A 25,067-nucleotide genomic window follows, 5' to 3' on the forward strand; every position below is an offset into this window, starting at 1 on the left:
ATGTCATTCGGAACCATGGACGACGAGGGCAGTGATGAGGTGATGAACGAGATCAATATGACGCCTCTGGTGGACGTCATGCTGGTGCTGCTCATCATCTTCATCATCACCGTGCCCGTGATGAAACACTCGGTCAACGTGGACCTGCCCCGCGCCACCAATCAGCCTGAAGACACCAAGCCTGCCACCGTGCAGCTGGGCATCACCGCTGATGGAAAATACTCGTGGAACGCACAGGAAGTCAGCGACGAGCAGCTGGAAGCCAACCTGCTGGCCGAGGCCGCCAAGGAGCCTCAGGCTGACCTGCACATTCGCGGCGATAAGGAAGTGCGTTACGAGCGCGTGGCCCAAGCCATGGCCGCCGCGCAGCGCGCAGGCGTCAAAAAAATTGGCTTTGTGACCGACCCTGCCAAGTAAGCCTGTGTGCTTTTGAACCAAACGGCCCTTTCGAGGGCCGTTTTTTATGCTTCAAATTTAAAAAAACAGGCTCAAACGCTCTATAAGAAAGCGCTTACAGCTATCAATTTAGAAGCTCCATACTTCATCCCAAAACAGGCTGGCCTCACCAAGCTTCGCGACACAGGGATAGCAACACTAAATATTTTTAAAGAAATAAATTAAATGCGAGTAGTTATCACTTGCAATTCAACTGAGAATTGTTATCATTCACTCAGTTTAAAAATTAAGGAATCACGGCATGTCTGCACCGCTTGTTGCGACCTCACAGCCCACCACACAGATGGCAGCCGCAACAGCGATGGCATCATCCACTGCCGCCGCAAGCAGCAGCGCAGGCGTAGATAGCGCCCTGCTGCTCAATGGCCAGAAGGCCGTCACCATCGTGCATAACGGCACGCCTTACCGCTTGCAGGCCACCAAGCTGGGCAAACTGATTTTGACCAAGTAGCGCACTTCAAACCGTTTCATCGTGGGGCGACACCGAAAGTGTCGTATTCGCCAGCCACAGTTGCTGTAGAGCGCAAGCCCTCTCTTTCGCTCACACCTCAATAGCCACGCGCTTTTTTACCCACAGCCGCCCAAAACAAAACCCCTGCCGCTTGCGCGTGCAGGGGTTTTGTTTTGGGCTCTGCCTTAGCGGCAGAGCAGCGCTATTACAGGCCCAGAGCGGCAATACCAGCCTTGGCAACCTGTGCATCTTCATTGGCCTTGACGCCAGACACGCCCACAGCACCCAGCACCTGGCCGCCCTTGACGATGACCACGCCGCCTTCGAGCAGACCATCCACAAAAGGCGCGCTCAGGAAAGCGGTGCGGCCATTGTTGATCATGTCTTCAAACGCCTTGGTGTCCTTGCGGCCGATAGCAGCCGAGCGGGCCTTGGCGGGAGCAATGTGTGCAGAGATAGCAGCAGCACCATCCATGCGTTGCAACAGCAGCAGGTGACCGCCGTCGTCCACAATGGAAATCGTCACAGGCCAGTTGTTCTTCAGCGCTTCAGCTTCAGCGGCAGCGGCGATCGCCTTAACGTCGGCCAGTTCGAGTTCGTGCTTCGTCTTCATACAGGTATAGGTATCCGTCGGATTTTCAGTGCGACAAGCATATTCGGTACTGAGACTTTGACAATAGATGTCATGTGAAAAACATTTCATCCTAAAACTGCCGCAGTGCCGGGGGGTATTGCAATCTCCTGTCAAGAGCCCCACCTAGAATGAGAATGTTTCTACACACAATTCCTGAAGGAGGAATGGCCACATGAACGAACAAGTCACCACACTGGGCACTGCGGGCTACGGTGTCTCGCAGCAAGAGCGCAACCGTGTTTTGCGCAACACTTACTGGCTGCTGGCACTGAGCCTCTTACCTACCGTGCTGGGTGCTTGGCTGGGCGTTGCCACAGGCATCACCCGCTCACTGACAGGCTTTACCGGCCTGCTCGTGTTCATGGGCGGCGCCTTCGGCTTCATGTACGCCATTGAAAAGACCAAGCACTCGGCCGCTGGCGTGCCTGTGCTTCTGGGCTTTACCTTTTTCATGGGCCTGATGCTCTCGCGCATGATCGGCATGATTCTGGGCTTCTCCAACGGCGCGCAGCTGATCATGACGGCCTTTGCCGGCACAGCTGGCATCTTCTTCGTCATGGCCATGCTGGCCACGGTGATCAAGCGTGACCTGTCGGGCATGGGCAAGTTCCTGTTCGTCGGCGCCTTGGTGCTGATGGTGGGCGGCATCATCAACGTGTTTGTGGGCTCTACCGCAGGCATGATGGCCATCTCCATGCTGGCTATCGGCATCTTCTCGGCCTACATGCTGTATGACCTCAAGCAGATCATCGACGGCGGCGAAACCAACTACATCAGCGCCACTCTGGCCCTGTATCTGGACCTGTTCAACGTGTTCCAGAGCCTGCTGGCCCTGCTGGGCATCATGGGCGGCGAACGCGACTAAGCATCTTCAGACGCTTATGACCCAGAAGGAGTGCCTCGGCACTCCTTTTTGTTTGCTTTGCCTTGAATGTTGCAGGATATTTCAGATTCAGCCTCAATTTATGCCAGCCATTGCCGATACCCAGACAAGATGAAGCCAAACCACCTCCCCCGCGCGCTTGCCATTGCTCTGCTGCCTCTGGTGCTGGCAGGCTGCAAGATCGAAGATATTCCCGGCCTGGGCCCGGACCCACGCGCCGTGGCCAAAGACTCGGAGGCCAAGGCCATCGGCGGCGCCTGCCGCCACGCCATGCGCGGGCTGGAGGATTGCTACGTCCTCAACCCCAAAGCACCCAAGGCACTGGTGTTCGCCGGCTGGAAGGACATGGACGAATACATGCGCGCCAACAAAATTGAAGGCGTTCCATCCGTACTCGGCCAGAGCGCCCCAGAAAAGCGCAGCGCACCTGAGCCAGACAACAGCGCCAGCCGCAACAACCGCAGCTAAGCCCCGTCTGCTGAACCCACAAGCCGTAGCCACAGTGCTACGGCTTTTTTATTGCCTGGCCAATATCCACCCTTACAAACATCTGGTCTATTCTTTATTGATAACGATTCTCATTTATCATGCGAGCAACGTCTTACAAACCATGCAGAGAGGATTGCTATGCCAGATGATGAATTCCAGCAACTGCGCCTTGAGCATGGGGCAATCATGCAGATTTATCAGGAGGCGCAAATTCGCTGCACTGAACAAATTCAATCGCTGGCGCACGAGACTGAAAAGCTCAAGCGCCAGCTCATTCGCCTCAGGGCTCAGCTCATCGCGCGCGACACTGCCCTCTTCTGGGAGCGCGAACAGCGGCATGCACTGGCTATAGAGCTGGCAGCCAGCTTGCTCACCCAATCTAGCCCCAGCAAAAAACAGCTCTCACCAGCGTCGTTACCCGCTACACCTGAGCAGCAATTGCTGGAAAGCAGCCTGCACGCCGCTGATCTGGTGATCTGCCAGACCGGCTGCATCAGCGATGGTGACTATTGGCGGGTCGAGGATCACTGCAAACGCAATGGAAAGCCATGCGTGCTGGTCGACGAGCCCAATGCCTTGCGCGTGGTGCGCCTGCACACGTCGTCAGAAGATGGAAAAGTGGTGGCCGCGCAAACCAGCCTTGAAAGCACAAGGCAAAAATGTGAGTCTGACTGAGACCGCTTGGATGAAAAAAAGCGCTCGCTCTTTCAAAACCCTGCTGGGTCTGCTCATCAGCATGGCAGGCTTGCTGATCATTGCTTCATGGCTCTGGGAATAAGACTTACCAGCCAACTTTGCTCAAAACGGCCCCATCGCGCAGGGAGCCGTGGCAAACAATGCCAAGGGCTTGATCGGAGCTTGAGTGATCTGCGCAAGCTCTGCGCAGATCACTCAAAGACTAAAGGCGATCAAAGGGCGATCAGATACGCTCAAAAACAGCCATGCTTTCCACGTGGGCTGTATGCGGGAACATATTGACCACGCCCGCCATCACACAGCGGTAACCAGCCTGGTGCACCAACAAGCCTGCATCGCGCGCCAGAGTGGCGGGGTTGCAGCTCACGTAGACGATGCGCTTGGGGAACTCCCAGCTTTCCTGACCTTCAGGCAGAGCGAGCAGCAGGTCTGGCTGCTCTTCCGTGGCCACGCCCACTTGCTTGGCGCCCGTGCGAATCTGGTGAATATCCGCCAGCGCCTGCGACAGGGCAAAAGCGCCTTCACGGGGAGGATCGACCAGCCACTTGTCTGCATTGCCGTCGGCAATCAGCATGGCGGGCGTCATATTGAACAGATTGCGCGCCACAAATGTCGTAGGCGCCAGCTTTTCGCCTTCAGCACGCACGGCGTTGTTGGCGGCGTAGTTCTCGTGCGAACGCTGCACCAGCGTGTCCGAGCCCTCAATACCCAGCACTTCGCCGGCCATGGTAGCAATCGGCAGGGTGAAGTTGCCCAGACCGCAGAACCAGTCGATCACGCGCTCGTTCTTTTTGGCATCAAGCAAACGTAGCGAGCGGCCCACTAGCACGCGGTTGATTTGCGGGTTCACCTGCGTGAAGTCCGTGGGCTTAAACGGCATGGTGATGCCAAATTCCGGCAGGCTGTATGACAGCTGGGTGCCGCCCTCTTCCATGCGGTGCACGGTGTCCGGGCCCTTGGGCTGCAGCCACCACTGCACATTGTGCGCAGTGCCAAAGGCGCGCAGGCGCTCCAGGTCGGCCACGCTCAGCGGCTCCAGATGGCGCAGCAGCATGGCAGTTACATGCTCGCCGCAAGCCACTTCAATCTGGGGCAGGGTTTCACGCGCATCCATGCTGCCAACCAGGCCGCGCAGAGGCATCAGCATGGCATCCACATGGGGGGGCAAAATTTTGCAGGTTTCCATGTCGGCCACATAGCGGCTCTTGCGCTCATGGAAGCCGACCAGCACCTTGCTCTTTTTGATGACGTAGCGCACCGACAGGCGCGAGCGGTCACGATAGCCCCAAGCTGGGCCTTCGATGGGGCGCAGCATGGTCTCGGGCTTGACCTTGGACAGATGCCAGAGGTTGTCTTCCAGCACGCGCTGCTTGATGGCGACCTGAGCGCCCACATGCAGATGCTGCATCTTGCAGCCACCACAGGCACCTTCGTGCAGGCCAAAATTGGGGCAGCCGGGCGTCACGCGCTGCGAGGATTCACGGTGAATCTCGGTCAGCGAGGCGGCTTCCCAGTTGTTTTTCTTGCGATGGGTATTGGCGCTGACGATTTCGCCCGTCAAAGCACCGTCAATAAAGACCACCTTGCCATCAGGCTTGCGTGCTACGCCCTTGGCGTCCATATCCATGGACAACACCTGCAGCCAGCCCTCAGGCAAAGTGGGCGCATCGGTGTCTAGTTCTGGCAGGTTCTCGGGGATTTTGTTGTCGCTGGATTTACTCATGGTGGGCGATTGTCTCAGGCCTGCTTGTGCACAGCAGAAAACCACCAGAGAAACCCGCAGCAGTCTTGTCGCTCACAAGCCAGCCGCAGCCCCCAAAGCCAGAAACACCACAACTCAACGCCAATTACAGGTCAATTTTGTTTAACGCTCGAGAACCTCTTAGGCCTGGCGCTCAGGCAAACCACGGGCCTAGCGTAATCTGTGCTGTAACAGTTGACCGAGGATGAAGCTCTTGAGACTGAGCCACCACGAAAACCTCAAGAAAAAGCGGCTCTGGCGCTTACCAGTCAAGCGCAAGCCGCTACAAATTCAGAAGCGTTGGTCTTCTCGGCGGCGGAGTTCGCGGCTGTTACGCGCGGCAGCGATCTGTGCGCGCTCGGCAACCAGGTTGACCTCCGTCGCGCAGTTGTACTCGTCCAGCGAGAAAAACATCCTCGCACCGGGGCTGAGCTGGGGCACCGTCATATGCAGCGGCAAAGAGAGATCCACCGGTGCCAGATTGGAGCGATAAATCAGCTCGTTATTCGGCGCGTACACAAAGTAGCAAGCGGCAGATGCGGCTTGGGCCACGGCGCAGGCCGACAGAAGCACGCAGGCACGCAATACGGATACAGCGGTCATGAACTCTCTCCCTTACCAGTCAGAGGCTCCATGCCCCTTGGATGCTCGCCATTCTATGTGGCAGTCGCCAAAGACAGAAATTTCTGTACCTCCTTACCGGCTCTGTGTTCCTTGCTGCAACCAATAAAGCGCAGGCTGGATTCTGTTTGACTTGATTGAAATTTCTGTATTGACAGAAATTTCAATCAACAACACACTCCATCCCATGCAACTCAGTCCTATCGCCGAACGTTTTGTGCACCACTGGGGAGACATGGGCAACGCCTGGGGCGTGAACCGCACCGTGGCACAAATCCATGCCCTGCTCTTCTTTCATGGCCGCCCGCTCAACGCGGATGACATCTGCGAAACACTGGGCGCAGCGCGCTCCAACGTCAGCAACAGCCTCAAGGAACTGCTGAGCTGGAACCTGATTCGCAGCAGCCGCAAAACAGGCGACCGCCGTGAATACTTCGAGACATCGGCCGATGTCTGGGAGCTGCTGCGCACCATTGTGCGAGAGCGCAAGCAGCGGGAGTTTGACCCCACCAGCGCCCTGCTGCGCGAGCTGATTGCCCAGCCCGAATTTGAGCAGGAAACACCCGACGCCCAGGACCGCGTGCACGAGACACTGCGCCTGATGGAATCGCTGGGTATCTGGACGGATGAAATGCTGCGCCTGTCACCCTCCACGCTGGACAAGATTTTGCGCCTGGGCGCCAGCGTGCAGCGTTTTGTGCGGAGCTCTTGAGGTATCTCTCTGCTTCGAAAAAGGAAAAACAGCTTCACTGATTTAAATTTCTGCAAAAGCAGAAAATTGCAAAGGAGTCACGTATGCGAGTTCTGATTTGCGGCGGCACAGGCTTTCTGGGTCGGCATATCGTCAATGCCCTGATGCAGCAGGGTCACGACCCCGTGGTGCGCAGCCGCCACAGCACACCGGCCCTTGATTTCAACGCCTGCACCCAAGCCGAACAATGGCTCGAACACCTGAACGGCATCGATGCCGTCATCAATTCCGTCGGCGCCCTGCGGGATAAGCCCGGCCAGGATCTGCAGACCTTGCACACCCTGGCGCCCGTGGCTCTGTTCGATGCCTGCGCCCAGGCCGGCGTACGCCGTGTGGTCCAGGTCTCGGCCTTGGGCTCCGGCCAGAGCAGCACCCAATACGCCAGCACCAAGCGTGCAGCAGACGAGCATCTGTTGGCACTGGGCGCACAAGGCCTGCTCAATCCCGTCGTGGTGCGCCCCAGCATCATCTTCGGCGCAGGCGGTGCCAGCAGCCAGCTGTTTTTGAACCTCGCCAAGCTGCCCGTACTGCTGCTGCCGCAGATCATGCGCAGCAGCCAGATACAACCGGTGGCCGTGCGCGATCTGGCTGAAGTACTCGCGCATATGGCAACCTCGGGCCGCCCCGGCGGCATCGTTGAAGTCGGCGGCCCCCAGCCTTTGTCGACCGAAGCCTTCATCGCCAGCCTGCGCGCACAGATGGGTTATGGCCAGGCTTCGGTACACGCCCTGCCCGACTGGATGAGCAAGGGCAGCGCCAGACTCGGCGATCAGATAGCGGCCATGCCCTGGTGCAGCGAAACCATGGCCTTGCTGGAAAACGACAACGTCACCGATCCCCAGACCCTCGCCACCTTGCTGGGCCGCACTCCCGCGGCTCCAACGGCCATGCTGGCAACCCTGCCCAAAGAAAGTCGCCATGCCTGAGCTGCGCAAAGCAAACGAATCAGCTACACGCTTCATGCACGCCAGCCTTGTCATCGTCTGGCTGGGCACCGCTGCCGTCAGTGCGCTGGACTACTTCGGCCTCTCTGGCCTTAACCATGAAGGCGCGCGCCTGCTGGCCGACGGCGGCATCAGCGATACCCGCTGGCAGGCAGCCCTCATCTGGTCCGGCCTGCTGGCTGACCTGCTTATCGGTCTGACCCTGCTGCTGCGCCCCGGCCGCGGCAGCTATTTTGTCGCGCTATTCATGATGGTCGCCATGACCGTCATCGGCACCGCACTACAGCCCACGCTGTGGCTGCACCCGCTGGGGCCGCTGCTCAAAAACCTGCCCATCGCCGCCATGCTGTGGTTTTTGCTGCAGACCCACAACGCAACCCAGAAGCTTGAATCATGAATACCTATCTGCTGCTCAAAACCCTGCACATCCTCTCCAGCGTGTTGCTGGTGGGCACGGGTCTTGGCTCGGCCTTTTACATGTTCTTTGCCAACCGCAGCGGCTCCGTACCCGCACAAGCCGTCGTCAGCCGCCTCGTCGTGCGGGCGGACTGGTGGTTCACCACGCCCTGCATCTTTATTCAGCCCATCACCGGCCTCGCCATGGCCTATATGGCCGGATATCAGCTCAGCACGCCCTGGCTGGCGCTGTCACTGGGGCTATATGTGCTGGCCGGTATTTGCTGGCTGCCCGTGGTGTGGCTGCAGATTCGCATGGCAGCCATGGCGAATGAGGCCCATACCCAGAATCAAACCCTGCCCCAGCTCTATCAGCAATACCAGTTGCGCTGGGAATCTCTGGGCTACCCCGCGTTTATTGCCATGGCGGGTACTTATTACTTGATGGTGAATAAGCCAGTGCTCTGGGGGTGATGCAGTATCGCGCCTGTAAAAAGTTGCGGAGGTTATTGACGGCGGAGAGTCAGGCGCTCAATCCAGCTCCTGTACGCCGCCGCCCGAAACCGTGAGAATCTGTCCGCTGATCCAAGCTGCCGCAGGACTGCACAGGAACAACGCCGCATTGGCCATGTCCTGCGGCACGCCCAATCTGTTGATGGGTGTGTGGGCCAGCATTTGCGCCTCTATTTCATCGTTCAATACGGACTTCAGCGCATCGGTCAACGTGGCGCCTGGGGCAATCCCGTTCACGCGAATCGCCTTGGGTCCCAGGTCAAAAGCGATGTTGCGCACCAGGTGGCTGGTTGCGGCCTTGGAAGATGCGTACGCCGCCATTCGCTTGTTTTTGTTTTCTGCCGACATGGAGGTAATCGCCAGAATTGCCCCATAACCGGCTTTTTCCATTTCAGGCACGGCCAACTGCGCCAGGCGAAATAGTGAAAAGACATTGAGCTCGTAGGCACGGCGGAAATCGGCCATCGGCATATCAAAGGGCTTCGGGCCTCCGCCCCCTGCATTGCTGACCAGGGTGGTCAGCTTGCCAAAATGACGAACGGTCTCGCGCACCAGAGCGCCCAGATCATCCTCCTTGGTCACATCACAGGCCTGGGCCGCTGCTCGCCCTCCCCGGCTATTGATTCCTTGAGCCACCTCTGCTGCCGTAGTGGCGTTGAGATCGCTGACCATCACGGCAGCGCCCGCTGCCGCAAAGGTCTCGGCAATCGCGCGGCCAATACCCGCGCCAGCGCCGGTCACCACCGCCACCTGTCCGGCAAGCGTGAAATCAATGGGGTTATACATAGCAGCACTCCTGTGAAAGACTCAATTCACCTCGACCGTTGGGAAGCCCGTTTCAGAAAAATAAGGCAATGACCGGGAGCCTGTCAAACAAGGCGTCAATCGCCCACGCCGCTACAAAGGCAGCCGCGCATCGTCCTTGACTTCTTCCATCACCGCATAAGTCCGCGTCTCGCGCACACCCGGCAGTTGCCAGAGCACGCTGCCCGCAAACTCGCGGTAAGCCGCCATGTCAGCCATACGGGTCTTGAGCAGATAGTCAAAGCCGCCCGCCACCATATGGCATTCCATGATGGCCGGGTAGGCCAGTACGGCGGCCTTGAACTCATCAAACACATGGGGCGTGGTGCGGTCCAGCAGCACCTCTACAAACACCGTCATGCCCACACCCAGTTTCCTGGGGTTGAGCCGCGCTTCGTAGCCGAGGATGTAGCCGTCCCGGGTGAGCCGCGTGACTCGCGCCTGCACAGCGGTGGGGGACAGGGCGACCTGCTCGGCGAGTCGCAGGTTGGAGATGCGGCCATCTGTTTGCAGAATTGCCAGTATCTTGCGGTCAATCCTGTCTAAATCGACTTCTAAGACGTCATTCATTGGTGAATTCCTCTTTTGAATTCAACAAATATAGTGATTCATTCTTTGGCAAACCAGCAATGATTTTCCCTATGTAGACAGCTGCAGCCGGGCCGCATGCAATGCAGTTGTTGACATGGTGAAGGCCGCGCACCCTTGTCGCGGCCCGGCTCCCCATCCTCTGTACTGACATGCCAATCTTCACACCGCTGCCAGACTCCGCCCACCCTGCCGATGCGCTGCGCCGCGCCGTCACCGCTGCCACGCGCATGGCAGAGCCCGATGCCGTAGCCCAGTTACTGCCCGCCGCCACCCTTGCCGCACCACAGGCCGCGCAGGTCGCTGCCCATGCCAAAAAACTGGTGGAGCAATTGCGTGCCCAGCCCGCAAGCCTGGGGCGGCAGGGGCTGGTACAGGGCTTGCTACAGGAGTTTTCACTGTCGTCACAAGAAGGCGTAGCGCTAATGTGCCTGGCCGAGGCTTTGCTACGCATTCCCGATGCCGCGACGCGCGATGCACTGATTCGCGACAAGTTGCGCGGCGGCGACTGGCAGGCGCATCTGGGCAAGAGCCCATCCCTGTTCGTCAACGCCGCCGCGTGGGGGCTGGTGGTGACGGGCAAGCTGGTCGATACGCACAGTGAATCGGGGCTGCTGGCGTCCCTCAAACGCATCACCGCCAAGGGCGGCGAGCCACTGGTACGCAAGGGCGTAGACATGGCCATGCGCCTGATGGGTGAGCAGTTTGTGATGGGCGAAACCATTGCCGAGGCGCTGGTGCGCGCCCGCGAGCTGCAGGCCAAGGGCTTTCGCTACTCCTACGACATGCTGGGCGAGGCTGCACTCACGGCGCAAGATGCGCAGCGCTATATGCAGTCTTATGTGGATGCGATTCACGCCATTGGCAAGGCATCGGCGGGCAGTGGTATTTACGCCGGGCCGGGCATTTCCATCAAGCTCAGCGCCCTGCACCCGCGCTACAGCCGCGCCCAAGTGCAGCGCGTGATGGGCGAGCTGCTACCCCGCGTGCTACAACTTTGCGAGCTGGCGCGCAGCTATGACATGGGCCTGAATATCGACGCCGAAGAGGCCGACCGGCTGGAGCTGTCGCTGGACCTGCTGGAGCAACTGGCCCACGCGCCAAGTCTGGCGGGCTGGAATGGTCTGGGCTTTGTGATTCAGGCCTACCAGAAGCGCTGCCCTTATGTGATCGACTATCTGGTCGATCTGGCACAGCGCAGCGGCCGCCGCCTCATGGTGCGACTGGTCAAGGGCGCCTACTGGGACAGCGAAATCAAGCGCACGCAGATCGACGGCCTGGCCGACTACCCCGTCTACACCCGCAAGCACCATACCGATGTGGCCTACATCGCCTGCGCCCGCAAGCTGCTGGCAGCGCCAGACGCCATCTACCCGCAATTTGCAACTCACAATGCGCAGACCGTAGCAAGCATCGAATCACTCGCCAGCGCACAGCCATACAGCGCTGAGCGCTATGAATTTCAATGCCTGCACGGCATGGGCGAGCCGCTTTACCGCAACGTGGTCGAAGCGGCAGACAGCTCCGCACGCCGCCCCTGCCGCATCTACGCCCCCGTGGGCACGCACGAGACGCTGCTGGCTTATCTCGTACGCCGTCTGCTGGAGAACGGGGCCAACAGCTCCTTTGTGCACCGCATTGCCAACCCCGACTGGCCTATCTCAGATTTGATAGCTGCCCCCGCAGATCAGACAATGGCTGAAGGCCAAAAAGACCTGAATGCGGATGGCACCGAAGACATAGGCCAACCCCACCCCAACATTCCCCAGCCACGCGACTTGCTGGGCGAGCAGCGCGCCAATTCAGAGGGTCTGGATTTGAGCGATGAAAGCGTGTTGGCTGCACTTTCGCAATGCCTCATGCAAAACCAGCCAGAACCCGCAGCCACAGCGCACGAGGCAAGCAGCGCCATCACCAACCCCGCCCAGTTGCAGCAAGTGCTGGGCCATGTGGCAGACGCCACGCCCGAGCAAATTCAGCAGGCGCTGCAAGCGGCCCACAAGGCCCAGCCCGCATGGAACAACACCCCCGCGGCCCTGCGTGCCAGCGTGCTAGAGGCAGCCGCCGATAGCTACCAGGCCCAGATGCAGCCGCTAATGGCCCTGCTGATGCGCGAAGCCGGCAAGACCGCCGCCAACGCAGTGGCCGAGGTGCGTGAGGCCACAGATTTTTTGCGCTACTACGCCGCACAACTGCGCAGGCAGGATGAGGCAGGTTTACTCGCACCCGGCATAGGCCCGGTGGTGTGCATCAGCCCGTGGAACTTTCCGCTGGCCATCTTCACCGGCCAGATAGCCGCCGCGCTGGCCGCAGGCAATGTGGTGCTGGCCAAACCTGCCGAGCAAACCCCGCTGATCGCCATCGAGGCCGTGCGCCTGCTGCATCAGGCAGGCATGAGCCACGATATTCACGCCGATGTGCTGCAACTGCTGCCCGGCCAGGGCGAAACCGTGGGTGCGCCGCTGGTGGCCGATGCGCGGGTGGCAGGCGTGCTGTTTACCGGCTCCACCGACGTGGCCCGATTGCTGAATCAGCAAACCGCCCAACGCCTGCGCGCTGATGGCGAGCCCGTGGTATTGGTGGCAGAAACCGGTGGCCAAAACGCCATGATCGTGGACTCCTCCGCGTTGGTTGAGCAAGCCGTGCAAGACATTGCCGCCTCGGCCTTTGACAGTGCGGGCCAGCGCTGCTCTGCCCTGCGCCTGCTGTGCGTGCAAAACGACTGCGCTGATCGCGTTGTCGACATGCTCAAAGGCGCCATGCAGGAGCTGCGCTGCGGCGACCCGGCCGAGCTGCACACCGATATCGGCCCCGTGATTGATGCCGAAGCCAAGGCTGGCATTGAGCAGCACATTACAAAACTCAAGGCACAGGACCTGCGCGTGCACCAGTCGCCCATCAGCGATGCGGTGATGGCACAAGGCCACTTTGTGCCGCCCACGCTGATCGAGCTGAACGACCTGCAAAGCCTGCAGCGCGAGATATTTGGCCCCGTGCTGCATGTGCTGCGTTACCAGCGGCGCGAGCTGCCGCAGCTGCTTGCGCGCATCAACGCACTGGGCTACGGCCTGACCATGGGCCTGCACACCCGCATTGATGAAACCGTGCAGCAGGTCGCTCAGTCCGCCCATGTGGGCAACCTTTACGTCAACCGCAATATGGTGGGCGCCGTCGTAGGCGTGCAGCCGTTTGGGGGCGAGGGTCTGTCGGGCTCAGGCCCCAAGGCGGGCGGGCCGCTCTACCTGCCGCGCCTGCAGCAGGCGCCCAGCTCGCCGCTGCGCCTGCTTTGCCATGTATTGCAGCAAGCGGGGGCTGCGCAAGAAGTCACCACCTCAGAGCCCCGCGCCGCCTTGCAGCAACTGGGCCACTGGGCAGAGAAAAATGGCGAAATGCCGGTCAGCAGCAGTTGTGAGCGCCTGCAAGACGCCCTGCCCGACCTGCATGCCGCACGCCTGCTGCCCGGCCCCACGGGCGAGCGCAATCTCTATACCCTCATTGCCAAGCCACGCACGCTGTGCCTGGCGCAAAGCCAGAACATGCTGCTGCAGCAACTGGCCGCCGTGCTGGCCTGCGGCTCCAGAGCCGTATGGCCACACTCGCCCGTCAGCACCAACCTGCACAACGCTTTGCCCCAGGCGCTGCGCAGCCATGTGGAGCTGCTGGCTGCTGGCATCACCACGGCACAGATCGCCGAAACCACAGTCATGGACGCCACCCTGCTGGAATGCGATGACGCGCAGTTCATGCAATGGGCACAGGCGCTGGCGCGGCGCAGCGGCCCCATCGTGCTGCCCACACGATGCCATGCGGGCCAGCCCGTGCGACTGGAGCGGCTGTGGCATGAACGTGCGCTGTCGCACAACACGGCGGCAGCGGGGGGGAATGCGGCGCTGATGAATCTGGAGTGAAGCCCTCTGTGTCGTCTCGCCCCTTCCCTAAAGAGCGATTCTAAAAAGAGAGCACCCAGCGCAAGCAGTACCAGCGCCAGGTGCTTTTTTCATCAAAATTCATCCAGCAGGTTTTTCACAACCGATGGCTGGATGCCGAAAGCCTGTAATCAAGACGTAAACCCGTCACCATCCTGCACCTGAAAAACCTCAACGGCCATGCCAGGGCAGCAGCCAGCGTTCCAGCTTGCGCAGCAGTGCATCAAGCAGCAACGCAATCGCGCCGATGACAAAAATGCCCATCACCACAATGTCGGTGCGCAGAAAGTTCGAGGCGTTGAGCACCATCTGCCCCAGTCCCTGCGTGGCGGCCACCATTTCGGCGGCGACCAGCGTGGTCCAGGCAAAGCCCATGGCAATGCGCAGGCCCACCAGAATGTCGGGCAGCGCTGCGGGAGCTATGGCGTGGCGCAGCAGCTGCCAGCGCGTAGCGCCCAGTGAGCGCAGCGCATTGATCTGCTCGGCACTGGCATTGCGCGTGCCCGCGCGTGCGGCCAGCGCCATGGGGGCAAAGCAGGCCAGGTAGATCAGCAGCCATTTCGATGCCTCGTCAATGCCCAGCCAGATCACCACCAGCGGCAGATAGGCCAGCGGCGGCAGCGGGCGGTAGAACTCCAGAATAGGGTCCAGCACCACTTGCGCCCAGCGGTTGACGCCCATGGCAATACCCACAGGCACAGCGGTGAGCACGGCCAGCACAAAAGCGCCAAACACGCGCAGGCTGCTCCACTGGGCATGCACCCACAGCGCATCGCCGCCCTGAATATCGCCGCGCCAGGCCTGGCCCAAGGCCTTGATCACCGCTTCGGGCGGCGGCAAAAACAGCGGCGGCACCCAGCGCAGCTCGGTCGCCAGCCACCACAGCGCCAGCCAGGCCGCCACACTGAGCAGCGCCCACCCGCGCCGGGGGCTGGGCCGATGGCTGCGAAAGGCCGCGACGGCCGGAATCTCACCCTCCGGCACAACGGGAGCCTGAAGCCGGGGCAGCGTCTGCCCGCCCCCCTGCGGCTCCCGCACGGCGGCCGTTGAGGCCAATATGGTTGCGCTCATATCATTCAATCCAGCAAAACGGTAAAAATAGCCAAATTGGCTCGTAGCGCTTGTGCATCAAGCGCAAGCAGCTATGTTTTTCATATCAAACCAATGTCAGCTCGGCTTGCGATGCCTCGCCAATCGCGGCCATCAGCCGCTCACGCATGGCAATGAATTCGGGCAGCGATTTGACGGCGCGCGCGCTCTCGCCCGCCAGGTAGCGGCGGCCAAAATCGACGGCCAGACTTTCCGTAATGCGCCCGGGGCGCGGGCTCATCACGATGATGCGGCTGGCCAAAAACAGTGCCTCCTCCACATCGTGGGTGATGAAGAACACGGTGCGGCGCGTGGCGCGCTCCTCGGCCCACAGCCGCAAAATCAGCTCCTGCAGCGATTCGCGCGTGAACACATCGAGTGCACCCAGCGGCTCGTCCATCAGCAGCAGATCGGCATCATTGGCCAGCGCACGCGCAATGCCCACGCGCTGCTGCATGCCGCCCGACAATTGCCAGGGCAAGGCCGTCGCACGCTGCGCCAGCCCCACCTGGGCCAGTCGCTCAAGCGCCAGTCGGTGGCGCTGCTCGCGCCCCACGCCGCGCAGGCGCAGGCCCAGCGCCACGTTGTCGATCACATTGAGCCAGGGCAGCAGCGCATGCTTTTGAAACACCACACCGCGATCGGCCCCGGCATCGACCACCGGCTGGCCCTGCCAGTCAATACGGCCTGTCGATGGCGCGGTAAAGCCGGCAATGCAATTAAGCAGCGTGGTCTTGCCGCAACCAGAAGCACCCACGGCAACAACGAATTCACCGGGCGCAATGTCCAGATCAAGATCGTGCAAGGCCAGCGCCTGCACATCGTGGGCAGGCGCGCCTTCATAGCGCACGGACAGGCCCCGTACCGAAAGGCCTGCCGCCAGATTCAGATCACTGCGCAGCACGGCGCACCCAGCTGTCGTTCACGCCCACCGAATAATCGGGCAGCACCTGCTGCACCGAGCCTTGCGTCTGCAAAAACTGGGCCGTAGCGGCCAGCGACTGCGAAACCACGGAGCTTTTGCCGCCGCCCAGCCACTTCGGGCTGGCCTGCTCGGCCGGCGTGATGAAGGCATAGAGCTTGAGGCTGTCAGGCACCGTGGCCACTTCGGCCCCCGACCATTTGGCAACCGCCTTGACCTCGGGGGACTGGGGCGTCCACGCCGCAGTATTACTGGTGTAGCGCTTGTCGGCCTCGGCCAGCACCTTTACGAACTGGGCCAGAAATGCGTCGTTGGCCTTGGCAAAGTCGGTGCGCACGGCCAGCGCATCAAACGTGGCCTTGCCGGTCTTGAGCGCGATATCACCCGAGGTGGTCAGCACCTGACCGTTTTGCTTGATCTTGGCCAGCACCGGGTCCCAGACAAAGGCCGCATCGATATCGCCACGCTCCCAGGCGGCCAGAATTTCGGGCGGACGCAGATTGAGAACCTTCACATCCTTGGGGTTGACGCCTGCGGCCTGCAGCGCCACGAGTGCGTGGAAGTGACTGGTCGACACATAGGGAATGCCGATCTTCTTGCCCTTCAAGTCGGCCAGTGTTTTGGCGTTGCTGCCATTGCGCACCACCAGCGCTTCGGCGTTGTGGATGTTGTCGGCCACCCAGAAAATCTGAATCGGCACGCCCTGCGACAGCGCAGCCGCAAACGGGGAGGAACCTGCCTCACCGATGTGAATGGCACCACTGGCCAATGCACGGGTGATTTCTGCGCCGCTGCCCAGCTTGCGGTAGCTGATCTTGTAGCCCGTGGCCTTTTCCACGGCCTGGGTTTCCTGGGCATAGCGCCAGGGCAGCACCATGTCCTGATAGCCAATTACCACCTCATTGGGTGCGGCCTGTGCGGGCAGTACTGCGGCGCCCAGTGCGGCAGCCAGAACGAGAGAGAAAAGACGGCGATTTGGTGTTTGCATGACGAAAGCTTTTTTGAAGAGGTTGGAACACTTTCAGTCTAGGAATTGCGCAGCGTTTTGCATGCGCGAAATTCGCATGTGCAAATGCAAAAAACGCGCAACCAGCGCAGTGCCGCCGGGCGGAAACTCGGCGCTCTGCATCCACTCTGATCTGCACGTTTTGACCATGGAAATTCAGCCCTTAGGCCCGGCCATTGGCGCCGTTGTGAGCCATATCGATCTGACCCACCCCTTGCCGCTGGCCCAGCGCGATGCGCTGCACGCCGCACTGCTGCAGCACCAGGTGCTGTTCTTTGAAAACCAGCCCGTCACCCCCCTGCAGCAGCGCGATCTGGCGGCGCAGTTCGGGCCGCTGCACATACACCCCGTCTACCGCAATATTCCCGAAGTGCCCGAGATCATCGTGCTCGACACGGACGACAACAACCCGCCCGATAACGACAACTGGCATACCGACATCACCTTCACCGAAGCACCGGCGCAGGCCGCCCTGCTCTCGGCGCGCCAGCTGCCGCCTCTGGGTGGCGACACACTGTGGGCCAGCAATGTGGCCGCGTTTGAAGCCCTGTCCGCCCCTTGGCAGCGGCTGCTGTCGGGTCTGAATGCCGAGCATGATTTTGTGAAGTCATTCCCCGCCTGGCGCTTTGCCCGCACGCCCGAGGAACGCCTGCGCTGGGAAGCGGCCGTCGCCAAGCACCCGCCCGTTCTGCACCCGGTGATTCGCACTCACCCTGAAACCGGCCAGCAAGGCCTGTTTGTCAACGAAGGCTTCACCACCCGCATCGTGGAGCTGAGCGCCACCGAAAGCGATGCCGTGCTGCGCCAGCTGTTCGCCCATATCAGCAAGCCCGAATTCACCGTGCGCTGGCGCTGGAAGGTCGGCGATCTGGCCTTCTGGGACAACCGCAGCACCCAGCACTACGCCTGCGCCAACTACCTGCCCCACCGCCGCGTAATGCACCGCGCCACAGTGCTGGGGGATCGACCTTTCTATCGGGCAGCTTGAGGTAGTGCGCCAGCTCCTGAGACTGATTTCTGCCGCCCAATAAAGCAAGCCCCGAAGCTCGGATGAGTTTCTGGGCTGTGAGGGCAGTTGTCGACCTTGAGCCGACAGTCAGTTGGCGCACGCGGTAAGCGGCTGGCCGAAGGGCAGTTCGCTTGAGCGATGGGTCAGGTAGATGATGACTTATTGTTCTCAGCCCTGCGCCAACTGAAGCCGGACCATGCTAGGCGGCCAATGAAGAGACCAGTGCAGAAGAACGAAAGCACGTAGAGAACGTGCGCAGGCCAAGCACCAAGCAACTGCTCGATTGAGCCAAAGATCAATTGACACAGCTGCCAGTAGCGACCATTACATGGCACGCTACTCGGCCGATTCTCCAGCCCCAGCACCAGCGCGGTGATGAAGGCCACTGCTGAAAAGATGACACCACACCATGGCAGCCAGAGCGGTATGGTGTGATTCGCGCTGTACGACTGCTTCATGGACATCTGCCTAACTTGATTTAGACGACAAGCCAAACGTAGTTGTCGTTCGGATAAAAAAGAATATGCCGCAGCAATGGTGCTAACAAAGCAGAGGATAGCTTTTTAGTCAAACCTAAAAGTTTCAAGTTCGCAGCCTGCGATGAGGGTTGAAGACCAACGTTCGAGTGACTGCTTCTGGCCGGTTGCAGCTTTCGCTGTTCGACCTAGTGCAGTCGTTCCGATGGTTTCATCGAACTACTGAATCTATAAGTTAGACGAGCCATTCGACATGAATTGAGGCTTAAATCCAGTTTTGTCCTGTTCGGAAATCAGTCGGATGACTTTGCATGGGACGCCGGCAGCGATGACACCTGATGGAATATCTGATGTCACAACACTGCCGGAACCAATGATCGAACCATCTCCAATCGTTACCCCGGGATTGATGTGCACGCCCGCACCGACCCAGACTCGATTGCCAATCTTTACGGGCTTTGCGAAGCATCCGCCTGCGGCGCGTTCCATAGGGTCAATGGCGTGATTAGACGTATAGATACCGACTCGCGGCGCAAGGAGCACATGGTCACCGATGTAAATGCCACCGCCATCGAGCATGATGCAATCGAAGTTGGCATAGAAATTGTCGCCAATGTGAATATTCCGCCCGAACTCACAACGGAAGGTGGGTTCGAAGTGTACGTTTCGACCTAGATGCCCTAGCAGAGTCCTGAGGATCGCTTCCCGCTCACTGGCTGGTTTCGAGAAGGAGTTGTTGTACTCATTGGTCAGCAGCACCGCACTCTGCCTCGCCGCCACTAATTCAGGCGAGAGGTCGTTATACATTTGCCCAGAACAGATATGAGCAAATTGCGTTTCGAGCTTTGACATTGGGTGCGATTAGTTTCTTTAGGAAGGCGATAACCATAGCGCATTGCTGACACTCCTACGGTAGCTTCTGGCCGATCAGAGACCATCGCAAAGGTCTCGGACGAACACTTTTGATTTGAAATAAAAACAGCGCCAGCCCATGTATTCCATGCGCTGGCCGCTATCTTTTTTAAATAACTCTTTAATGCGTGGTTCGGCGCTGCCCCGCCAGTCTGCGCACTACAGCCACCATCTGTTCGATTTCTGCAAAGGTGTTGTAGAAGGCCACCGACGGCCTCACCGTGGACTCCACACCAAAGTGCCGCAAGATCGGCTGGGCGCAATGGTGGCCGGTGCGCACGGCAATACCTTCCGCGTTCAGCGCCTTGCCTACTTCATCGGTGGTGTAGCCCTGCAGCGTGAAGGACAGCGCGCTGGCTTTGCCCGGCACGGTGCCGATCAGGCGCAGGCCGGCAATCGTGGCCAGTTGCTGCATGCCGTAGTCGACCAAGGCGTGTTCGTAGCGGCTGATGTTTTCTATGCCAATGCGCTCCACATATTCCAGCGCAGCGCCCAGGCCCACGGCGTCAGCAATATTGCCGGTACCCGCCTCGAAGGTGTTGGGCAGCGGCTGGTAGACGGTCTTCTCGAACGTGACATCGGCAATCATGTTGCCGCCGCCTTGCCAGGGCGGCATGGCTTCCAGCACCTCGCGACGGCCCCAGAGCACGCCGATGCCAGTGGGCGCAAAAATCTTGTGGCCCGAAAAGACAAAGAAGTCGGCCCCTATGTCCTGCACATTTACCGGCGTGTGGGCGATGGACTGCGCGCCGTCGATCAGCGTGGTGATGCCGCGTGCCTTGGCGCGCGCCACCACCTCCTTGACCGGCACCACCGTGCCCAGCACGTTGGAGACATGGCCGATGGCGACTATTTTGGTGCGCTCGTTGAGCAGCTTTTCATATTCATCGAGACGAATCTGGCCCTGCTCGTCCACGGGAATCACGCGCAGCTTCGCGCCCTTGGCTTGCGCCAGTTGCTGCCAGGGCACGATGTTGGCGTGATGCTCCAGGTGGCTGATGATGATCTCGTCGCCCTCGCCCACGTTCTGCCCGCCCCAGGCCTTGGCCACGAGATTGATGGCCTCGGTCGTGCCGCGCACAAAGATCACCTCGCGCGCATCGGGCGCGTGGATGAAGCGGCGCACCACTTCACGCGCATGCTCGTAGGCATCCGTGGCGCGCGCCGCCAGCGTATGGGCGGCGCGGTGGATGTTGGAGTTTTCATGCTCATAGAAGTAGCTGATGCGCTCTATCACCTGGCGCGGCTTGTGCGTGGTGGCAGCGTTGTCCAGCCAGACCAGGGGTTTGCCGTTGATGCGTTCTTGCAGGATGGGAAAGTCACGACGCACGGCCTGCACATCAAAGCCCGGATGGCGGTCTTGCGCGACAGACAGGAGCTGTGCCACCTCGCCATGGTGGTGCGGTTTGGTCGGCGTGACAAAGCCGCTGGGCAACCGAACCGCATCGACAAAATAGAACTGGGGCGCTGCGCTGGCGGTAACGGGCGCTCCAGATCGCTCAGGCGCCTGATACAGCTGGGGCACATTGCCAAAGCTGTGGCTGGCCAGCGCCTGCACGGCCTGCTGGCTCAGCGCATCCAGGCGCGATGGTGCGGGCTGCCCCCCGGCATTGACAAGGCCAGCCAGACGCGGTTCATAGCCGGGCAAGGCGGCAAAGGCCTTGTCGGGCTCGCCATTGCCGGCCTGCGCCTGCGGCAGCAAGGCAGGTGCACGGTTGATGAGCGACAGCGAGGTGCCGGGGCTGGATGGCAGCAGATTGCTGCCCGGCACCTGCCCCAGTGGAATGGGCGAACCCGGCACATTGGGCGACACGCCCGAGGGCGCGGCCAGCGGGCTGCCGCCGGGCGCCCAGTTGGCCGGGGCTTGGGCACCGGGTACGGGGCTGGGCGCATCGCCTGGCAGGCTGCGAAACAGGCTGGTGGCCAGTTGCGCAAGCAATTGCGGATCGATGGGCGCAGCGCCTGTGGGTGCGGGGATGGCGGTGGTGGAACTCAAAACCAATTCTCCTGAATCGCTGCCAGCTATCAAAACCAATAGCTGGCAGCGCTTGCTATATCTACGTTAGAGCGGCTTTTTACTTATATGTATCGAGCGCCGAATAGTCGTGATAGCGGTCGATGCGCACATCGTCGAGCACCGCCAATGCATCGGGGGTGAGCACGGCCAACGAGCAGTACAGCGAGACCAGATAGGAGCTGATGGCCTGGTCATTGATACCCATGAAGCGCACCGACAGACCCGGGCTTTGCTCACCCGACAGACTAGGTTGGAACAGGCCTACCACGCCCTGGCGGCGGTCGCCCACGCGCAGCAGCAAGATGCTGCTTTTGCCGTCAGCCACCGGAATCTTGTCCGAAGGAATCAGCGGCACACCGCGCCAGGTAATGAACTGCGAGCCGAACAGGCTCACGGTGGGCGGCGGCGTGCCACGGCGCGTGGCCTCGCGGCCAAAGGCGGCAATGGTCAGCGGGTGGGCCAGGAAGAAGGCTGGCTCCTTCCAGACTTTGCTCAGCAACTCATCCAGATCATCGGGCGTGGGCGCGCCGCCATCGTTGAGCGGGAAGATGCGCTGCTCATCTGTCACCTGCGCCAGCAGACCGTAGGAGGCGTTGTTGATCAGCTCGCTTTCCTGGTTCTCCTTGATGGTTTCGATCGTCAGGCGCAGTTGCTCCTTGATCTGATCGTGCGGGCTGCTATAGAGGTCGGAGATGCGCGTATGCACATCAAGCACGGTAGAGACCGCATTCAGAAAATACTCGCGCGGCTGCTCCTCGTAGTCCACAAAAGTGCGTGGCAGCTGGTTATCGAACTGCTTGGCGGTGCAGGTCACCTTGATGTCTTCGGGGTTCTTGACCTGGTTGACGCGGTAGATGCCCGCCTCCACCGGCACCCACTGCAGCAGATGGGTCAGCCAGCGCGGCGTGATGGTGGCCAGCTGGGGCGCAGTCTTGGTGGCATTGGCTAACTGGCGGGCGGCGTTGTCGCCCAGGGTATGCAAGGTCGTGTTGGTCATGAAACGTAGTCAGGGTTGAGGAAACTAACGAGGGAAAACAAGGGGGAAAACTGCAGCACCGCTCAGGCCGCAACGGGCAGCGGCTGCACTTTTTCGACGGGACTGGATTGAGAGACATGGGCCTGCGGAGCCACGTCCTGCGTGACCCAGACATTGCCGCCGATGACCGCGCCACGGCCGATGGTGATGCGGCCCAAAATGGTGGCGCCGGCATAGATCACCACGTCGTCCTGCACGACGGGGTGGCGCGGCCAGCCTTTTTGCAGATGGCCTTGGGCATCGCGCGGAAAGCGCTTGGCGCCCAGCGTGACGGCTTGATAAATGCGCACATTGCGGCCGATAACCGCCGTCTCGCCAATCACCACACCCGTGCCGTGATCGATAAAGCAACCCGCACCAATGCGTGCACCGGGGTGGATATCTATGCCCGTAAGTCCATGGGCCAGCTCAGCGGCCATGCGTGCCAGCAGCGGCAGCTCCAGCCGGTACAAGACATGGGCGATGCGGTGGTGAAGCAAGGCCAGCACGCCGGGGTAGCTGAGCACGACTTCATCCACGCTCTGCGCCGCCGGGTCGCCGTGATAGGCGGCCAGCACATCGACATCGAGCAGTTTGCGCAGCAGAGGCAGCTCCTGCGCAAACTCGCGCACCGCCTCTACGGCGCGCACATCCAGCCGTTGCACGTCTTCGCGCGAGCTGTCCTGGCGGGCGCGGTAACGCAACTCGATACGGGCCTGCGCCAGCAGCGCCTGCAGGGCGGTGTCCAGCGTGTGGGCGATGTAGAAATCCTCGCCCGCCTGGCGCAGCTCCGTCGGCCCCAGTCGCAGCGGATAGAGCACGCCCTTGAGCGACTCGATGGCCTGCTCTACCGCCTTGCGCGAGGGAAATTCACGCTGCGCCGTATCGGTACGCCCCTGCTGCTCACGCCACAGCTCACGAACCTGGCGCAGCTCGCTGACGACCTTGGCAATGGAAAAATCACTCATGATGTTGTCCTTTTTTGAGACAAAAAGTCCCCCGCAGCGCTTGATGAGAAAGCGCTGTCAGCTATCGTTTTTAAAAAATTAATAAAGCGTTTGAACGCTCATGCGCTGGCCCGTTTCAAGCCAGCGGCATAGAGCAAGGACCGCCCCGCCCCCTTTGGGAAAGCGGCAAAGCCGCTCAGGGGGAGCAGCTCAGTCCTGCACCCAGGGCAAACCTTGAAAGCGCCAGCCGTCGCCACCACCGCGGTGCTGGGCGGCATCCAGTTCGCCTTCAAAGCCTTCGCTGACGTTGAAGACATGGGTCAGCCCCGCCTTGGCCGCCTCTTGCGCGGCCAGGGTCGAGCGCTTGCCGCTGCGACACAGCAGCAGCGCAATGGGTGCGCTGCCGTCGGCTGCCGCCTGCCTGGCCAGCAGCGCCGTCAGCTCGCGCACAAAGCGCGGGTTGCGCGCCAGCGCTGTGCCCGTGGCCCAGGGCACATGGGCGCTACCGGGCACATGGCCGACGAATTTGCGCTCCTCTGCGGTGCGCACATCCACCAGCAGCGCCAGTCCCTGTTGCACCATCTGCCAGGCTTGGCGCGGCGGCACCGAGCCCATAAAACTCAGGCCATGTGCCGTGGCCTGAGCCACGGCTTCTTGAAGGGCGGGAAGCTTGGATATGTCCGTCATCACTGATTCATCTAAAGGATGGCAATGACGCTATGTTGCGATCCGCGCCCGATTCCATCAACGAACAAATCACAGCTTGCTTATGCAGAAAACGAGGATCAGCTCTGCACCGCCAGCAAGGCATCGCGCACCACTTGCTCGGGCAAGGTGGGCACAAAGGTTTCGATAAAGGAATAGGCATAGCCGCGCAGCCAGGCATCGCGGCGCAGCGCCAGGCGCGTGAGGTTGACCTCAAACAAATGGCGCGCATCAATGGCGCGCAGATACCGGTCGCGCTCAGCATCAAAGGCTATCGACGCGATGATGCCCACGCCCATGCCCAGCTCGGCATAGGTCTTGATGACATCGGCGTCCATGGCGGTCAGCACCACATCGGGTGTCAGCCCTGCGGCTTCAAACGCCTTGTCGATATGCGCGCGGCCGGTAAAGCCTTGCTCGTAAGTGATGATGGGGTGCGTGGCCAGCATCTCCAGCGTGACCGGCCCGCTCGCATCGAGCAGTGCATGGCCGGGCGGCACGACGATGCTGTGCGACCAGCGGTAGCAAGGCAGCGTGAGCAGGTTGTCATAACCGGCCAGTGCCTCGGTGGCCACGCCGATATCGGCCTCGCCGGACAGCAGCATCTCCGCCACCTGGCGCGGCGAGCCCTGATGCAGGTGCAGCGAGACCTGCGGATACAGCGCCCGGAAATCTCTCACCACCTGCGGCAGTGCATAGCGCGCCTGAGAGTGGGTGGCGGCAATCGACAATCTGCCTCGCTCGCTGGCCCGAAAGTCCGCGCCCGCACGGCGCAGGTTGTCGGCCTCCAGCAGCATGCGCTCGACCATGGGCAGCAAGGCCTCGCCGGGAGGAGTCAAGCCCGTCAGGCGCTTGCCAGCGCGCACAAAAATATCGACACCCAGTTCTTCTTCGAGTTCTCGGATTTGCCGGCTCACCCCCGGCTGCGAGGTGTGGAGCATGGCCGCCACCTCGGTCAGATTGAAGCCACGCCGCACGGCCTCGCGCACGGATCGCAGTTGCTGAAGATTCATTTTTTGATAGCAGCCAGCGCCCTACCCTGATACGCCAGCAGCCCTTTTTTCTATGGTTTTATC

General features: G+C 60.6%; 27 protein-coding genes. 12 read left to right on the forward strand and 15 right to left on the reverse strand.

All coding sequences use genetic code 11. The features are described from left to right. The 3 genes from RSF91_RS14750 (at window position 1) to RSF91_RS14760 (ending at window position 907) form a co-directional block, all read left to right on the forward strand. Window positions 1–417, forward strand: coding sequence for an ExbD/TolR family protein (locus RSF91_RS14750; protein WP_099736455.1), 417 nt, complete (start codon window positions 1–3; stop codon window positions 415–417). A 6-nt stretch (window positions 418–423) separates the two neighbouring features. After that, window positions 424–621: a hypothetical protein gene (locus tag RSF91_RS14755; RefSeq protein ID WP_332569129.1), complete on the forward strand. Its 198-nt coding sequence runs from the start codon at window positions 424–426 to the stop codon at window positions 619–621. A 76-nt stretch (window positions 622–697) separates the two neighbouring features. Continuing rightward, entirely contained in the window at window positions 698–907 is a 210-nt protein-coding gene (locus RSF91_RS14760) for a hemin uptake protein HemP (RefSeq protein WP_442878861.1), read from the forward strand. 205 nt (window positions 908–1,112) lie between these two features. Here the strand turns inward: RSF91_RS14760 and RSF91_RS14765 are convergent, their stop codons facing one another. Then, window positions 1,113–1,520, reverse strand: coding sequence for a GlcG/HbpS family heme-binding protein (locus RSF91_RS14765; protein ID WP_332569130.1), 408 nt, complete (start codon window positions 1,518–1,520; stop codon window positions 1,113–1,115). A gap of 193 nt (window positions 1,521–1,713) precedes the next feature. On the opposite strand from RSF91_RS14765, the gene RSF91_RS14770 reads away from it, so the two are divergent. From RSF91_RS14770 to RSF91_RS14780, 3 genes are all read left to right on the forward strand, one after another. Further along, window positions 1,714–2,406 carry a Bax inhibitor-1/YccA family protein gene (locus tag RSF91_RS14770; protein WP_332569131.1) on the forward strand — a complete coding sequence of 231 codons (693 nt, stop codon included), beginning with the start codon at window positions 1,714–1,716 and terminating at the stop codon, window positions 2,404–2,406. A gap of 129 nt (window positions 2,407–2,535) precedes the next feature. Continuing rightward, a complete protein-coding gene (locus RSF91_RS14775; RefSeq protein ID WP_332569132.1) occupies window positions 2,536–2,892 on the forward strand; it encodes a hypothetical protein in 357 nt (118 codons plus the stop codon). A 207-nt stretch (window positions 2,893–3,099) separates the two neighbouring features. Further along, a complete protein-coding gene (locus RSF91_RS14780; RefSeq protein ID WP_442878863.1) occupies window positions 3,100–3,588 on the forward strand; it encodes a DUF2325 domain-containing protein in 489 nt (162 codons plus the stop codon). A 244-nt stretch (window positions 3,589–3,832) separates the two neighbouring features. On the opposite strand, the gene rlmD is transcribed toward RSF91_RS14780, so the two are convergent. Beyond that, window positions 3,833–5,332 carry a 23S rRNA (uracil(1939)-C(5))-methyltransferase RlmD gene (gene rlmD, locus RSF91_RS14785; RefSeq protein ID WP_332569134.1) on the reverse strand — a complete coding sequence of 500 codons (1,500 nt, stop codon included), beginning with the start codon at window positions 5,330–5,332 and terminating at the stop codon, window positions 3,833–3,835. Between the two features lie 309 nt (window positions 5,333–5,641). After that, window positions 5,642–5,953 (reverse strand): hypothetical protein, encoded by a 312-nt coding sequence (locus RSF91_RS14790; protein ID WP_332569135.1) that lies wholly within the window; start codon window positions 5,951–5,953, stop codon window positions 5,642–5,644. Between the two features lie 205 nt (window positions 5,954–6,158). On the opposite strand from RSF91_RS14790, the gene RSF91_RS14795 reads away from it, so the two are divergent. From RSF91_RS14795 to RSF91_RS14810, 4 genes are all read left to right on the forward strand, one after another. Then, on the forward strand, window positions 6,159–6,683 hold the full coding sequence (locus RSF91_RS14795; RefSeq protein ID WP_332569136.1) for a GbsR/MarR family transcriptional regulator: 525 nt from the start codon (window positions 6,159–6,161) through the stop codon (window positions 6,681–6,683). Between the two features lie 83 nt (window positions 6,684–6,766). Next, window positions 6,767–7,648 (forward strand): NAD-dependent epimerase/dehydratase family protein, encoded by an 882-nt coding sequence (locus RSF91_RS14800; protein WP_332569137.1) that lies wholly within the window; start codon window positions 6,767–6,769, stop codon window positions 7,646–7,648. Next, on the forward strand, window positions 7,641–8,063 hold the full coding sequence (locus RSF91_RS14805; RefSeq protein WP_332569138.1) for a DoxX-like family protein: 423 nt from the start codon (window positions 7,641–7,643) through the stop codon (window positions 8,061–8,063). The genes RSF91_RS14800 and RSF91_RS14805 overlap by 8 nt, the downstream gene beginning before the upstream one ends. Continuing rightward, on the forward strand, window positions 8,060–8,536 hold the full coding sequence (locus RSF91_RS14810; protein WP_332569139.1) for a DUF2269 family protein: 477 nt from the start codon (window positions 8,060–8,062) through the stop codon (window positions 8,534–8,536). The genes RSF91_RS14805 and RSF91_RS14810 overlap by 4 nt, the downstream gene beginning before the upstream one ends. 57 nt (window positions 8,537–8,593) lie before the next feature. On the opposite strand, the gene hdhA is transcribed toward RSF91_RS14810, so the two are convergent. After that, the gene (gene hdhA, locus RSF91_RS14815; protein WP_332569140.1) at window positions 8,594–9,361 is read right to left on the reverse strand and encodes a 7-alpha-hydroxysteroid dehydrogenase; all 768 of its coding nucleotides are present in this window, start codon (window positions 9,359–9,361) and stop codon (window positions 8,594–8,596) included. Window positions 9,362–9,472: 111 nt separating this feature from the next. Beyond that, the gene (locus RSF91_RS14820) at window positions 9,473–9,949 is read right to left on the reverse strand and encodes an Lrp/AsnC ligand binding domain-containing protein (RefSeq protein ID WP_099736443.1); all 477 of its coding nucleotides are present in this window, start codon (window positions 9,947–9,949) and stop codon (window positions 9,473–9,475) included. A 170-nt stretch (window positions 9,950–10,119) separates the two neighbouring features. On the opposite strand from RSF91_RS14820, the gene putA reads away from it, so the two are divergent. Next, a complete protein-coding gene (gene putA / locus RSF91_RS14825; protein ID WP_332569141.1) occupies window positions 10,120–13,875 on the forward strand; it encodes a trifunctional transcriptional regulator/proline dehydrogenase/L-glutamate gamma-semialdehyde dehydrogenase in 3,756 nt (1,251 codons plus the stop codon). A 189-nt stretch (window positions 13,876–14,064) separates the two neighbouring features. On the opposite strand, the gene RSF91_RS14830 is transcribed toward putA, so the two are convergent. The 3 genes from RSF91_RS14830 to tauA all read right to left on the reverse strand — a co-directional run bounded on the left by RSF91_RS14830 (window position 14,065) and on the right by tauA (window position 16,892). Further along, the gene (locus RSF91_RS14830; protein ID WP_332569142.1) at window positions 14,065–14,964 is read right to left on the reverse strand and encodes an ABC transporter permease subunit; all 900 of its coding nucleotides are present in this window, start codon (window positions 14,962–14,964) and stop codon (window positions 14,065–14,067) included. An 85-nt stretch (window positions 14,965–15,049) separates the two neighbouring features. Next, window positions 15,050–15,886 (reverse strand): taurine ABC transporter ATP-binding protein, encoded by an 837-nt coding sequence (locus RSF91_RS14835; protein WP_442878862.1) that lies wholly within the window; start codon window positions 15,884–15,886, stop codon window positions 15,050–15,052. Next, window positions 15,873–16,892 (reverse strand): taurine ABC transporter substrate-binding protein, encoded by a 1,020-nt coding sequence (gene tauA, locus RSF91_RS14840; protein WP_332569143.1) that lies wholly within the window; start codon window positions 16,890–16,892, stop codon window positions 15,873–15,875. Before tauA ends, RSF91_RS14835 begins: the two co-directional genes overlap by 14 nt. A gap of 166 nt (window positions 16,893–17,058) precedes the next feature. Here tauA and tauD point away from each other — a divergent pair, with 166 nt between their 5' ends. Then, window positions 17,059–17,898: a taurine dioxygenase gene (gene tauD, locus RSF91_RS14845; protein WP_332569144.1), complete on the forward strand. Its 840-nt coding sequence runs from the start codon at window positions 17,059–17,061 to the stop codon at window positions 17,896–17,898. Window positions 17,899–18,062: 164 nt separating this feature from the next. On the opposite strand, the gene RSF91_RS14850 is transcribed toward tauD, so the two are convergent. From RSF91_RS14850 to RSF91_RS14880, 7 genes are all read right to left on the reverse strand, one after another. Further along, on the reverse strand, window positions 18,063–18,377 hold the full coding sequence (locus RSF91_RS14850; RefSeq protein WP_332569145.1) for a hypothetical protein: 315 nt from the start codon (window positions 18,375–18,377) through the stop codon (window positions 18,063–18,065). Window positions 18,378–18,623: 246 nt separating this feature from the next. Further along, a complete protein-coding gene (locus RSF91_RS14855; protein WP_332569146.1) occupies window positions 18,624–19,247 on the reverse strand; it encodes a sugar O-acetyltransferase in 624 nt (207 codons plus the stop codon). A gap of 181 nt (window positions 19,248–19,428) precedes the next feature. Next, window positions 19,429–21,303: a family 2A encapsulin nanocompartment cargo protein cysteine desulfurase gene (locus tag RSF91_RS14860; protein ID WP_332569147.1), complete on the reverse strand. Its 1,875-nt coding sequence runs from the start codon at window positions 21,301–21,303 to the stop codon at window positions 19,429–19,431. Window positions 21,304–21,382: 79 nt separating this feature from the next. Then, on the reverse strand, window positions 21,383–22,321 hold the full coding sequence (locus tag RSF91_RS14865; RefSeq protein WP_332569148.1) for a family 2A encapsulin nanocompartment shell protein: 939 nt from the start codon (window positions 22,319–22,321) through the stop codon (window positions 21,383–21,385). 62 nt (window positions 22,322–22,383) lie between these two features. Continuing rightward, window positions 22,384–23,307: a serine O-acetyltransferase EpsC gene (gene epsC / locus RSF91_RS14870; protein ID WP_332569149.1), complete on the reverse strand. Its 924-nt coding sequence runs from the start codon at window positions 23,305–23,307 to the stop codon at window positions 22,384–22,386. A gap of 189 nt (window positions 23,308–23,496) precedes the next feature. Beyond that, the gene (locus RSF91_RS14875) at window positions 23,497–23,973 is read right to left on the reverse strand and encodes a rhodanese-like domain-containing protein (RefSeq protein WP_332569150.1); all 477 of its coding nucleotides are present in this window, start codon (window positions 23,971–23,973) and stop codon (window positions 23,497–23,499) included. Window positions 23,974–24,071: 98 nt separating this feature from the next. Then, window positions 24,072–25,004: a CysB family HTH-type transcriptional regulator gene (locus RSF91_RS14880; RefSeq protein WP_332569151.1), complete on the reverse strand. Its 933-nt coding sequence runs from the start codon at window positions 25,002–25,004 to the stop codon at window positions 24,072–24,074. Window positions 25,005–25,067: the final 63 nt, after the last annotated feature.

This window comes from Comamonas sp. (genome assembly GCF_036643215.1).
In the GTDB taxonomy this organism is placed as follows: domain Bacteria; phylum Pseudomonadota; class Gammaproteobacteria; order Burkholderiales; family Burkholderiaceae_C; genus Comamonas.